Raw genomic sequence first — 12,947 nt, 5'->3', positions numbered from 1 at the left:
ATTCATGAGGTTTTGTTAATGAAGCGCTTATTGGTTCTGTGTGGTTTGTCGCTGTTTTCGCTGATGGCCCAGGCCGGGCCGCAGATTAATGTCGGGGTGGTCTACGACTATCTCGAAGGCGACAAGAGCACCTACATGAAACGGATCTTCAACGGCGGAACGTCTACCGCATTCGTCAAGGTCGAGATCCTCGAGATTCTTTACAGCGACGACGGCAGCTACCTGGAGGTGCCGCTACAGGATCAGGACGGCGTACTCGCCAGAAATGGTCTGATGGCCAGCCCGGCACGCCTGATCGTGCCGGCCAACGGCATGCAAGGCACGCGTCTGCTGTTCATGGGCGACCGCAGCAAGGAGCGGTACTTCCGGGTTCGCTTCGTCCCGGTGGTGCCGGAGGCCGAGGACGAGTTCGCCGTCAGCGCCGAGGAACGCGAGCAATACAAGAAGGAACGGATCGCCGCCGGGGTGAAGGTGCTGGCCGGCTTCGGCACGGTGTTTTTTGTCAGGCCCAAGGAGACCCGTTTCGAGACGGCCATCGATGACAGTGCCGATCGCTACCTGGTGCGCAACAACGGCAACAGCGTGGTGGTGATCGATGAGTTCAAGGATTGCGCTGCGCAAAAAGACAACGATTGCCGGCCGACCACCAAGCACCACGTCATGGCCGGTCGCACCTTTTCGTTCGACAAGGAGCCTGGGCGTGAGTACCGCTTCAGTCTGATCGAAGGTCGCGAGGAAAAAGCCATCGAGATCAAAGGCTGACGGTATGCCGTCACTGAACTGCCGTTGACGCCACAGGTAATCATCATGTTCAAGATGCTGTTACGTACCCTCCTGTTCACCGCCTTGGCGCTGCCGGGTTTGCCCGCGTGGGCAGCGCTGGAGCGGGAAACGTTCGAACTCTTCGTCACTATCCCGACGACCGACTTCCACGTGCTGCCGGTCGACCCGCAACTGGTCGAGCGTGAACAGCCGATGCTGTTCAGCACCCTGACCTCCGGGCTCTTGCCGCTGCGGGCCAATTACGAAGTGAAGAACATCAACGGGGCCATTGGCGCCCGTCTGGGGCAAGAGGCTTACCTGTCCAATGGCCGTGAGCGCATCGACCTGCAGGTGACGTTCAACAACGTCCAACTGACCCTGGATTCGGCCCAGGTGGTCTCGGCCGCCGAGGCCCGGCCCGGTCGGCGTGTGGGGCTGGAAATCATCGCCGTCAAGACCGAGGAGGAGTATGCGCCTGGGGATTATTTCGGCACCGTGCACATGGTGTTCGATGCCATTGCGCCGTAGGGCAATTGCGGTTTATTGGAGTGGATCGAAATGAGTCGTTCAAACATCTTCGGGCGCGGTGTTTCGCTGTGCCGCGTTGCCACGGCTTTTGTCTTGTTGTGTATAGGCATGCCGACGGCCAATGCATTGACCCAGGAGATCAGTGCGCGTTTCCGGCCTGATCCGGCGAAGCCCATGGAGAACAAGTTCACCAATACCACACCGGTGAGTGGGTATTGTTCCCAGCACCCCAGGGAATGTGAAATCACGGGCATGTTCAGTATTCGGATGCCCATTACCTTTGATTCGTCCGCGCCTATTCAGGCCAACCACCCCAGTAATCGGCAAGGCGCCATGTTCAAGGTGCCCGCCAACTGGCGTCCGGCAACCGTCTTCAATTCAAGCACCGGCGAAAGTGAAGAGGTTGAAGTGCGCGTATCCGGTATCGGTTCGCAATATCGCCTCAGCGTGAGTCCTGTCGAGCTGGTGGGAGGGGGTGAGGATCTCAAGACGGCCCATTACAGGCTATGGGGCGGCAGTTGGGTGTATGCGCCTTCGCCGTGCCGCTACAGTGGTGTTGCGACCTACAACACGCTCACGTACGCATTTTTTTGGAAAACGCCGCAAGAAGGCGTCTGTGCCAAACAGGCCAAATACCTGGTGCCTGATATGCGCTACACCTATCTGGATTTTGCCTACGAACTGCGCACCCCCAACCCCTTGAAGATGTCGGCCGGTCATTACACCGGAACGTTGAGCTACAGCGTCGGGCCGGGCCAGGACTTCGACATGGGTGACGTGATGATCCCAAACGATTCGGTGATTGCGCTCAATTTCAATCTCGAAGTCCAACACACGCTCAAGGTCGAAGTACCTCCTGGCGGCAACAAGGTCGTGCTCGAACCCCAAGGCGGCTGGCAGGCCTGGTTGAACCAAGGGCAAAAACCGACCCGGTTGTTCCGTGACCAGACCTTCCATATCTGGGCTTCATCGCGGTTCAAGATGCGTATGCAATGCCAATTCGCCGATACGAGCGATAACACCTGCCTGCTCTGGGCACCCAGCTCCGGCCTTCTGGTGCCGGTGAATGTCAGCGTGACCCTGCCCAACGGCTTGACTGACGCCGCCGGCCAACCGGTCAACCGCCGTCGGCTCTACCTCGACGGCAGCGGCACTGAACTGTTCCAGCCGGGGCACTACATCGACCGCAAGCCGGGCACCCTGCATTTCGAAGTCGGCCGCAATCAGGTTGAGGAAATGCTAGCTGGGGAAGCCAAGAGTTACATAGGCAATGTGACGGTGATCTGGGATTCAGAGGTTTAGGTGATCCCTTGTGGGAGCGGGCTTGCTCGTTGCAGTTTTATTGGAGTGAAAATGAGTCGTTCAAACATCTTCGGGCGCGGTGTTTCGTTGTGCCGCGCAGTCGCGGTTTTTGCCTTGTTGTTGACAGGCGTTCCGACGGCCAATGCGCTGACCCGGGAAATCAGTGCCGTATTCAGGCCAGACCCTGCTTAGCCTCAAGAGAATAAATTTCGCAATACCACTCCGACCACGGGTTACTGCGCGTCATTTCCAAATCAATGCAAGACGATGTTCAGCATTCGCTTGCCTATCACTTTCAGTTCGACCCTTCCTATCGAAGCGAATCATGGGGACGCTCGGCAAGGTGCGATGTTCAAAGTGCCTGCCGGTTGGCGCTCGCTACAAGTAACCCATGCAAGTACGGGTGAAACTGAAGTCGTTGAAATACGTTTGTCCGGCATAGGTTCGGAATACCGACTTCCTGTTAACGCAGCCGACTTGGTCGGTGGAGGTGTTGACGCTTTAAAGGCTCATAACCTGTTATGGGGTTCTAGCTGGGTCAGTGCGCCCTCGCCATGTCGATTTGGCGGTAATGCACCTTATAACGTCAATTGGTACGGTTTTTTCTGGACGACCCCGGTAGAAGGTGTGTGCGCCAAAAGGGCTCGTTACTTGATCCCCAGCATGACTTACCGTTATCTGGATTTTGCCTATGAACTACGTACCCCCAATCCCTTGACCATGTCGACTGGTCAATACACGGGCTCGCTGACTTATAGCGTTGGTCCGGGGCAGGACTTCGATATGGGCGATGTGATGATCCCGAATGATTCAATAATCGCGTTCAATTTCAAACTGGATGTCGAACACACCCTCAAGGTCGAAGTGCCTCCTGGCGGCAACAAGGTCGTGCTCGAACCTCAGGGCGGTTGGCAGGCCTGGTTGAGCCAGGGGCAAAAACCGACGCGGTTGTTTCGTGACCAGACCTTCCACATCTCAGCCTCATCGCGTTTCAAGATGGGCCTGCAATGCCAGTTCGCCGGTTCGAGTGATAACACCTGCCTGCTCTGGGCACCCAGCTCCGGCCAGATGGTACCGGTGAATATCAGCGTGACTCTGCCCAATGGCCTGACCGACGCTGGTGGCCAACCGGTCAACCGCCGTCGGCTCTATCTCGATGGAAGCGGCACCGAGTTGTTCCAGCCGGGGCATTACATCGAGCGTCGGTCGGGAACGATGCATTTCGAAGTCGCCCGCAACCAGGTCGAGGAAATGCTGGCCGGCGATGCCAAGAGCTACATCGGCAATGTGACGGTGATCTGGGATTCGGAGGTCTAGCGGTCCACCATCGCTCCTAAGGGGTTGGATTGAGTCAATGGCGCGCCACCAAAGGCTGGCACTGGGTATGGCTACCCGGTTGCAGGTACGGCGAGAGGAACGGCGCCATGCCCTTGAGCACTTGTACCGGCAAGGCCGAGGTGAACTTGAAATTCTGCGCCGAAGCCCCCGGTACATAGGCGGTGAGGGTGCCGAAATGGCTGTCGCCGATGTAGAACACAAAGGTCGCGGTGCGGTTGATCGACTTGGAACTGATGACCCGCCCGCCGGCGCCAACGGCTTCGATGCGGTTGTCGCCGGTGCCGGTCTTGCCACCCATCGATAACGGCGTGCCATCGGCCAGGGTGAAACTGCCGGCCACCCGTTTCGCGGTGCCGGCATCGACCACCTGGGACAACGCACCGCGCAACGCCCGGGCCACTTCCATCGGCATCACCCGTTTGCCGTTATCCGGATCGCTGATCAGCCGTGTCTCATAAGGGGTATTGACGGCGAAGTCGAGGCTGTCCACGCGCAGCGCCGGGAGCCGGATGCCGTCGTTGAGGATGGTGCCCACCAGCTCCGCCAGCGCGGCGGGGCGGTCGCCGGAGCTGCCGATGGCGGTAGCCAGCGACGGCACCAGATGGTCGAACGGGTAGCCGACTTTCTGCCAGCGTTGGTGGATATCAAGGAAGGCCTCGACTTCCAGCATGGTGCGGATACGACTGTCGCGGGCGCTCTTGTGCCGGCTTTTGAACAGCCAGCTGTAGACCTCCTGGCGTTCGAACCGGCTGGCTTTGACGATCTGGCTGAACTTGGCATCGGGGTTGTTCAGCAGATAACCCACCAGCCACAGGTCCAGCGGATGGACTTTGGCGATAAAGCCCTGGTCGGGCAGGTCATAGTTGCCCGGGCCGTAGCTGCTGTAGAGCCGTTCCAGGCGTTCGTCGGTGAGCTTTTCGGCGCTCTTGGCCGACTTGAGGTGCGAACGCACAAAGTGGTTGAAGCTTTCCTGGCTGTCGCCGGGAAAGAAATAGCGGTGCACGGCGGCCAGGCGGATCGCCGTGGGGCGCATGCCGTCGAGGAAGGTTTCGAGACGCTGGCCCGTGTCCTTTTTCTGATACTTCTTCCAGAACTTGAGCAGGAAGGTGGTGCCTTCGCGGTCGGCGAACTGCGCCAGGTACTCCTGGCGGCGCGGATTCTTGTCGTCCTTGAGCAGCTCCGAACTGCTGTCGGGACCCGCGTACGTGGCGTAGCGCACCAGGTCACGCATCAGGCGAATGAATGGCAGGTTGATCGACTCGCGCAGGGCGTCGCGCAAGGTGGGATTACGGCCGTTATCTTCCTTACGGAAATTATTGAAGGTGTGCAGCCCGCCGCCGGTGAAAAACGCCTCGCCGGGGCTGGCTGAATAGGTGCGATCCAGCGCCGCCTCCAGCATCGTCGGCAGGTTGCGATCGCTGTGCTGGATCAGGTAGTCGACGGCCCAGCGGGAGAGGCGGTCCTGGTCGGCGATCTCGGCTTTTTTCAATGTTGCCGGGGGTTCGTGGGCATAACGTTCGTGCAGTTCGGCGATGATCTGCAGGTAGGTGGTGAGCACCCGTAACTTGGCGGTGGAGCCCAGTTCCAGTTTGCTGCCTTCGTTGATATCAAAGGGTTGGTCGGTGCTGTCGGTCTGCACGCGCACGCGCGAGCCGTCCGGGGTCAGCTCCAGCAGGGTGAAGCTGTAGCGCACCTGGGCGGTGCTGGTCGGCGTCAGAAGACGTTCGCCCATCAGGCCGATTTCGGCAGCGAACGCCGGGTCCGCCAAGCGCTTGAGGTAATCGGTGGCCTGGGTCTGCAAGTCGTTTTGCAAGGTGCTGGTGGCGGAGAGGTCCAGGCGATCGAGGTCGTAGAACGAGCGGTTGAGCAACGTGGCCAGACGACTGCGGGCGGCGCTGATGCCCTTGTTGATTTCGTTGGGCTGAATGGTGGGTTGCTGCACCCAGTCGCGATAACTGACCTTGCTTGCCAGGGTCGCTTCGGCCAAGGAGGTGTCGATCACGCCGTTCTGGGCCAGCAGCCGGACGTGGCTGTCGGTCAGGCGCGCCAGTTCGTCCCGGCCTTTGGACAGGTAATAGGAGGGGCGGCGCTGGGCGATCATCAACGACAGCATTTCCCGCAGGGCCAGGCCTTTTTCCGCGAGGCTGGCGGGGTCTGTCGCGGTGCTGGACAAGCGTTCGTTGGCACGCTTGAAATCGGCGCCGTACCAGACCCGCAAACCTTCGGCCATGCCGTGGACTTCGCCATGCCCCGGCACGGCGGAGAGCGGCACGCTGTTGAGGTAATCACGGATGATTTTCTGCCGGGCCTCAAGGGTCTGTGGGCCTGCCTGATAGGCCCGCACACTGGCGGAAATCATCTGGCGGATTTTCTCCGCCCCCGACCCGGTGAGGCCATCGGCGGAGTGGCGATACTTTTCCAGCTGCGTAGCCAATGTACTGCCGCCGGCGGACTGACCCGGCAAACTCAGGAGCTTGGCCACCTGGGACCACGCCGCCATGCCGAAGCGCGGCCAGTCCACCGCCGGGTTGGCCTGGGGGTGCTTGGGGTCGAGCAAAAAGCGGTTCTCGATGAACAACAGGCTTTGCACCACCACGGGGGGGATTGCCTCGAAGCTGGCGTACAGTTGCTGCGGGTACTTGAACTGGTACAGCGGCGCGACGCGGCAATCGGTGATCGTCAGGCCGGCCTGGATCTTTTCCGCATAAGGGGCAAACAGGCCCTTATCGACGTAGTTCATCAAGGCCGGGGAGAAACGTGCCTGGGCCTGGATCACATAATCGCGCTTGAGCAACCGCGGCAGGAATTCATCCAGCGAGCTGTAACCCAACCGCCGGTCGAACGGACCCGCCCCAGGGTAGACGATGGCGTCGCTGGGCCCCGGTTGCACCGAATAGGTCAGAGACGCGGCGTACCGGCTGATCTCCCGGGCCTGAAACCTGGACGTGCGCATTTCCTTGGCCACCGCCAGGCCGACCACCACCACGATAATCAACAGCAACAACCAGAACGCTCGCCAGCCATGCCCTGCGCGGCGTTTTTTTTGGGGTAAAGGTGCTTCTTCCATACGTTCAGTCGGGCCCACAGGTTTACTCGAATCGGTTTGCCATAACGCGCCCATAGTCGACTGATCCATTCACGCATTGATCGGGACTTGTTTGAAGCTTAGACGGTGGCGGCGCGGGCGGCGGGGAAATTGTGGACACCGTATGTATAAGACGGTTGTTGTTCTCTATGGCTGATGGGCTTTTGTGGCGAGGGAGCTTGCTCCGGCTCGGCTGCGCAGCAGACGCAACTGATGCATGGCTGAGCAGTATTCCAAGGTTGAAAAAGCCGGGGGCGGCTGCGCCACCCAGCGGGAGCAAGCTCCCTCGCCACGGGTACTACGTTGCTATCGGAAACGTCGTTCAAACATCAAAGTCTCGGGTCAGACCGGGCGGGGCTACCGTAAGTTGATACCCCAACGACAGGAAGCCAAGGAATGTATCCACCACGCCCAAACTCTCATCAATTGCGTCGCGGACGCTCTTCGGAACGGGGGCGAGGTTACCTCGTCACTACGGTCGTTCACCAACGCGTGCCGCTCTTCAAGGACTGGCGATTGGGACGCTTGCTGGTTGCAGAACTGCGCCGGGCTCATGAACGAGGACAGGTTAATTCGCTGGCCTGGGTTGTCATGCCGGACCATCTGCATTGGCTGGTGCAACTGGAGGAAGCCCAACTCACTCAGGTCATGCAAGCCGTAAAATCTCGCAGCACCCTGGCGATCAATCGAGCAATGAATAGAAAAGGTGCCTTTTGGCAAAGCGGTTTCCATGATCGTGCGATCCGCGACAACCAGGAGCTGCGGCCCTTCGCTCGGTACATCATCGCCAATCCGCTTCGCGCAGGGCTGGTGGATCGCATTGGTGATTACCCGCTCTGGGACGCGAAATGGCTCTAGTCGCTCTAGTCGCTCTAGTCGCTCTAGTTGCTCTAGTTGCATTGGTTGCTCTTGTGGCGAGGGAGCTTGCTCCCGCTCGGCTGCGCAGCAGACGCAACTGATGCATGGCTGAGCAGTATTCCCAGGTTGAAAAAGCCGGGGGCGGCTGCGCCACCCAGCGGGAGCAAGCTCCCTCGCCACAGGGGCTGTTCAGCCCAAGAACCCTGCGCTAGAGCCATCGGCATGTCCCCGGGCATGACGCTGCACCATCGCTGTGCAATACTCGGCGCCGTTTTACGAATTGGCTGTAATCCCAGGCAATACGTCTCCATAGATGGGTATAGGGATGAGGTTTATCCCTGATTTTCCCTGGTTTTACAGTGAAACTCTCTGCCTCTGGCTTTTTATACTGCACGGCCCGCTGATCCTGCGGCGTTTGTTCTACAGGACGGTCTGTCCACAAAACAGACCCGGTTTCGGCAAGGTGGCAGGCTTATCGGCTTGCGGCTTTGGAGACTCGGTGGTCAATCCAATAACAAAACGAGGTTGTATCCCTATGCCTGTCGGCAATCATCTGCCCCATGGCGAGACCGCTCAGGGTGGTCCGCTCAAACGTGAACTCGGCGAGCGGCATATCCGCCTGATGGCGCTCGGCGCTTGCATCGGTGTCGGGCTGTTCCTCGGCTCGGCCAAGGCCATCGAAATGGCCGGTCCGGCGATCATGCTGTCCTACATCATTGGCGGCCTGGCGATCCTGGTGATCATGCGTGCGCTCGGTGAGATGGCCGTGCACAACCCGGTGGCCGGCTCGTTCAGTCGTTATGCCCAGGACTACCTCGGGCCGCTGGCGGGATTCCTGACCGGCTGGAACTACTGGTTCCTGTGGCTGGTTACCTGCGTGGCGGAAATCACCGCGGTGGCGGTGTACATGGGCATCTGGTTCCCCGACGTGCCCCGCTGGATCTGGGCCCTGGCGGCACTGATCAGCATGGGCTCGATCAATCTGATCGCGGTCAAGGCCTTCGGCGAATTCGAGTTCTGGTTCGCCTTGATCAAGATCGTCACCATCATCGCCATGGTCATCGGCGGCGTGGGCATCATCGCTTTCGGGTTCGGCAACGACGGCGTGGCCCTGGGTATTTCCAATCTCTGGACGCACGGCGGTTTCCTGCCCAACGGCGTGCAGGGTGTGTTGATGTCCCTGCAAATGGTGATGTTCGCGTACCTGGGTGTGGAAATGATCGGCCTGACCGCCGGTGAGGCGAAGAACCCGCAGAAAACCATCCCTAACGCCATCGGTTCGGTGTTCTGGCGGATCCTGCTGTTCTACGTCGGCGCTCTGTTCGTGATCCTGTCGATCTACCCCTGGAACGAAATCGGCACCCAGGGCAGCCCGTTCGTGATGACCTTCGAGCGCCTGGGTATCAAGACCGCCGCCGGCATCATCAACTTCGTGGTGATCACTGCGGCGCTGTCGTCCTGCAACGGCGGGATCTTCAGCACCGGGCGGATGCTCTACAGCCTGGCGCAGAACGGCCAGGCCCCGGCTGGTTTCGCCACCACCTCGGCCAACGGCGTGCCGCGCCGCGCGTTGCTGCTGTCCATCGCCGCGCTGCTGCTGGGCGTGCTGCTCAACTACCTGGTGCCGGAAAAAGTCTTCGTCTGGGTGACCTCCATCGCCACCTTCGGCGCGATCTGGACCTGGGTGATGATCCTGCTGGCCCAGCTAAAATTCCGTAAAAGCCTGAGCGCTTCGGAACGTGCGGCCCTGAAATACCGCATGTGGCTGTACCCGGTCAGTTCGTATTTGGCGCTGGCGTTCCTGGTGCTGGTGGTGGGCCTGATGGCCTACTTCCCCGATACCCGCGTGGCCCTCTACGTGGGCCCGGCGTTCCTGGTGCTGCTGACGGTGTTGTTTTATACCTTCAAGTTGCAGCCGACGGGTGATGTGCAGGGTTCGGTGCGTTCGGTTTCGTAAGTTAATGGTGTTGTAAAACAAAGCCCCGGTCGGATGATCGGGGCTTTTTTATGATTGATAGACGCGGATTACAAACCCTCACCACAGCTAGTCGAACATCGGGTACCTGTTAGTTCTTACAGTAGACCGCACACCCACAGGTCCCTAGATTAAGTATCGCCCGAAGCACCGACATGGTCGGGAGCGTTTATGAAAGCGATATGGAAAGGGTTTTTCAGCTATTCACTGATTGGACTGGCGAATACGCTGATCCATTGGCAGATATTTTTCGTGCTGCGGGTGGCGGCTGGCCTTGATCAGGCGCTGAGTAACTTCGCTGCTTTTTGCGTGGCGGCCTTATTCTCCTCTTATATCAATGCGCTCTATACCTTCGAGGCCAGAATATCGGCAACCGGCTACGTGCTTTTCCTCTGCGTAATGGGCGGGCTCAGTTATACCGTGGGTTACTTCGGGGATCGCTGGCACTTACACGGCTTACTGACCGTGACGGCTTTTTCGCTGATAAGCCTGGTGGTGGGTTTTCCTTTGTCCCGGTTCCTGGTGTTTCGCGGGCAGCACACGTGAAGGTTTCTCTGATTGTTCCGGTGTTCAACGAAGAACAAGCCGTCGGGCTGTTTTACCAAAGTGTCCGCCGACATCCGGCGTTGAGTGACTACAACGTCGAGATCGTGTTCATCAATGACGGCAGTACTGACCAGACCGGCCCGTTGGCTCGTGACATCGCGTTGGCCGACAGCCGGGTGCTATTGATCAATTTCTCTCGTAATTTTGGCAAGGAGCCAGCGTTGTTTGCCGGCCTTGAGCGCGCCAGCGGTGACGTGATGATTCCGATGGACGTGGACCTGCAAGACCCCATCGATGTCATTCCGCGGCTGATTGCTCAATGGCAGAAGGGGGCCGAAGTGGTACTGGCCAAGCGTCGCGATCGCTCATCCGACACCTACCTCAAACGCGGGGGCGCGGCGCTGTTCTATCGAGTGCTCAATCGCATTGCCTCCCCCCATATTGAACAGAATGTGGGGGATTTCCGCCTGATGGATCGCAAGGTGGTGGAGGTGATCAAGACCCTTCCCGAATACCAGCTGTTCATGAAAGGCGTGTTGTCGTGGGCCGGCTTCAATACCGTTGTCATCGAATATGACCGCGCCGGCCGCGCCGCCGGCAAGAGCAAGTTCAATGGCTGGAAGTTGTGGAACCTGGCCATTGAAGGCATCACGTCGTTCAGCACCGTACCGTTGCGGTTGTGGACTTACGTTGGCGGTTGTATCTCGTTGCTCTCGCTGGTGTATGCCGCGTACATGGTGCTGGACAAGCTGTTTTTTGGAAACGACCTGCCCGGCTACCCCTCTCTGATGACTGCGATTCTGTTTCTGGGTGGTGTGCAACTGGTCGGCATTGGTGTGCTGGGTGAATACATCGGGCGGATCTATCTGGAGACCAAACACCGGCCTCGGTATGTCATCAAGGAGACGATTCAGGGCTCGGGGATAAACCATGATGCCGGCAGCGATGGGAGCCGCTGCGATAAATGCAAATCCCTATCTCAAGGACGTCATGAGTCATGACGTCTCTTCGTACTTACTCAGGCAAATCTCCAAACCGATTTGCTGATCTCTCAGCTCTGGCCGCGGTAACAGTCCTGGCGATAGTCGTGAGATTTCACGGAATCACAGTACCTGCTATCTGGTATGACGAGGCTTTCAGCGTGCTGCTTGCCCGGCACGAGTTTTGGCAGATCTGGTCGCTTACGGCACGCGACGTTCACCCACCACTTTATTATCTCGCGCTGCATTACTGGATGGTTTTGTTCGGCGACGGAGTCCTGGCCGTGAGGTCACTCAGTGCGCTAGCAGACTTAGGTACAGTCTTGCTGGGCATAAAACTGATGAGTCTGGTTGCTACGCGAAGGGCTACCTGGATCGCTGCATTGTTATTGGCATTGCTGCCGATCTCGATTCGATACAGTCAGGAAGCACGGATGTACACCCTGCTCGGACTCTGGCTGATGGGCGCAACCGTGGCATTGGTGTGCTGGGTTAAAACACCTGAAAAAAAACGTTTCCCAGCTATTTATGTGCTGCTCATGACAGCCGCTTTTTATACCCACTATTTCGCGGCGCTGTGTGTGCTTGTTCATTGGTTTTATTGGTGGTGGGGGGCTCCAGGTGGTTCTCGTACCGTGCTATCCGTGCGCGCGTGGATTCTGGCCAATGGTGCGATTTTGGTGTTGTTCTTGCCTTGGTTGCCTAATTTTATTGAGCATTTGGTAGACCGGCCGGGTCTTGGATGGATACCACCTGTCACAGGACAGGCGGTGTTGAGTCTTGTATGGCAGTTCAGTGTGATGAATGTCTGGGGCGCGCAATCGTTGCTTCTGCGGGCGGTGCCCTTGGTATTTGTTATCGCCTGCGCAGCAATACTGATTTGGAAAGACAGGGCCCTGCATCGTTCCAATGGTTTATTGATCGGCTATTTTTTTATCCCGACAATCGTTCTTGCTCTGGTGGCGTTGCTAATCCCGGTATTTGTTCCCCGCTACCTAGTATTTGCAGCAGTCGGTTTGCCTCTGGTCGTTGCGGTTGTTCTGGATACATTAGGGCAACGACCTGGCGCTCTGGTCTTAGCCCTGGTGATTGTGGTCGTGGTAGAAATACAAGGGTTGCAGTCGGTCTATCGGCAAACGGATGGAATCGATTTCCGTAAGCGTTACAAACTTGATGAGCTGGCTGCCGAGATCAAACAAGCGCTTAGGCCGGGCGATGAAATCGTGCTTGACTCGTTGGACTGGTATCTACCGTTCAGTTATTACAACGAGACAGGTATCCAACCGAGATTTTACATTCGCCTCACTCCTGACGCTTTTCTGAAAATCTCAGATCGCAACGGTTATGCCCTGATTCCCGAAAGTTTGAAGTGGGTCTTTTTCAATGATCCGGATGTGTTGAAATGCAACGGGCGCAGGGTCTGGTGGATATCGATCAAATCTTTGTCGGGCGCCAGGGTGCTATCAGCAAAAGACTGGGAACCCACCCTAACCCTTATTGACGGGGAGATGGCTGCTTCTCTATTTACCCTCAAAGCGACGCCCACTCAACTAAGGCGGGCAGCCCGGTGATT

At 58.2% G+C, this 12,947-nt stretch carries 9 protein-coding genes and 1 pseudogene; 9 read left to right on the top strand and 1 reads right to left on the bottom strand.

Going from position 1 to position 12,947, the window contains the following annotated elements; translation table 11 throughout:
* The first annotated feature begins 18 nt into the window (after positions 1-18).
* From QOM08_RS22710 to QOM08_RS22695, 4 genes and pseudogenes are all read left to right on the top strand, one after another.
* Entirely contained in the window at positions 19-762 is a 744-nt protein-coding gene (locus tag QOM08_RS22710; protein ID WP_316912173.1) for a molecular chaperone, read from the top strand.
* Positions 763-807: 45 nt separating this feature from the next.
* The gene (locus QOM08_RS22705; RefSeq protein ID WP_410479100.1) at positions 808-1,290 is read left to right on the top strand and encodes a CS1 type fimbrial major subunit; all 483 of its coding nucleotides are present in this window, start codon (positions 808-810) and stop codon (positions 1,288-1,290) included.
* Positions 1,291-1,320: 30 nt separating this feature from the next.
* Complete coding sequence (locus QOM08_RS22700) at positions 1,321-2,592, top strand: hypothetical protein (protein ID WP_316912172.1); 1,272 nt, start codon at positions 1,321-1,323, stop codon at positions 2,590-2,592.
* Positions 2,593-2,643: 51 nt separating this feature from the next.
* A pseudogene (locus tag QOM08_RS22695) lies at positions 2,644-3,909 on the top strand (hypothetical protein).
* A gap of 34 nt (positions 3,910-3,943) precedes the next feature.
* Here QOM08_RS22695 and QOM08_RS22690 read toward each other — a convergent pair.
* Complete coding sequence (locus QOM08_RS22690) at positions 3,944-7,051, bottom strand: transglycosylase domain-containing protein (protein WP_316912171.1); 3,108 nt, start codon at positions 7,049-7,051, stop codon at positions 3,944-3,946.
* Positions 7,052-7,411: 360 nt separating this feature from the next.
* On the opposite strand from QOM08_RS22690, the gene QOM08_RS22685 reads away from it, so the two are divergent.
* The 5 genes from QOM08_RS22685 (at position 7,412) to QOM08_RS22665 (ending at position 12,945) form a co-directional block, all read left to right on the top strand.
* Positions 7,412-7,873, top strand: a complete 462-nt coding sequence (locus QOM08_RS22685) for an REP-associated tyrosine transposase (protein ID WP_139049233.1) — start codon at positions 7,412-7,414, stop codon at positions 7,871-7,873.
* A 535-nt stretch (positions 7,874-8,408) separates the two neighbouring features.
* Positions 8,409-9,830, top strand: coding sequence for an amino acid permease (locus QOM08_RS22680; protein ID WP_139049234.1), 1,422 nt, complete (start codon positions 8,409-8,411; stop codon positions 9,828-9,830).
* A 189-nt stretch (positions 9,831-10,019) separates the two neighbouring features.
* Complete coding sequence (locus tag QOM08_RS22675) at positions 10,020-10,394, top strand: GtrA family protein (RefSeq protein WP_139049235.1); 375 nt, start codon at positions 10,020-10,022, stop codon at positions 10,392-10,394.
* Complete coding sequence (locus tag QOM08_RS22670) at positions 10,391-11,395, top strand: glycosyltransferase family 2 protein (protein ID WP_316912170.1); 1,005 nt, start codon at positions 10,391-10,393, stop codon at positions 11,393-11,395. The genes QOM08_RS22675 and QOM08_RS22670 overlap by 4 nt, the downstream gene beginning before the upstream one ends.
* The gene (locus tag QOM08_RS22665; protein WP_316912169.1) at positions 11,392-12,945 is read left to right on the top strand and encodes a glycosyltransferase family 39 protein; all 1,554 of its coding nucleotides are present in this window, start codon (positions 11,392-11,394) and stop codon (positions 12,943-12,945) included. Before QOM08_RS22670 ends, QOM08_RS22665 begins: the two co-directional genes overlap by 4 nt.
* Positions 12,946-12,947: the final 2 nt, after the last annotated feature.

This window comes from Pseudomonas sp. P105, from assembly GCF_032614175.1.
Taxonomy (GTDB): domain Bacteria; phylum Pseudomonadota; class Gammaproteobacteria; order Pseudomonadales; family Pseudomonadaceae; genus Aquipseudomonas; species Aquipseudomonas rhizophila.
This window is presented reverse-complemented; position numbering and strand designations above follow the sequence as displayed.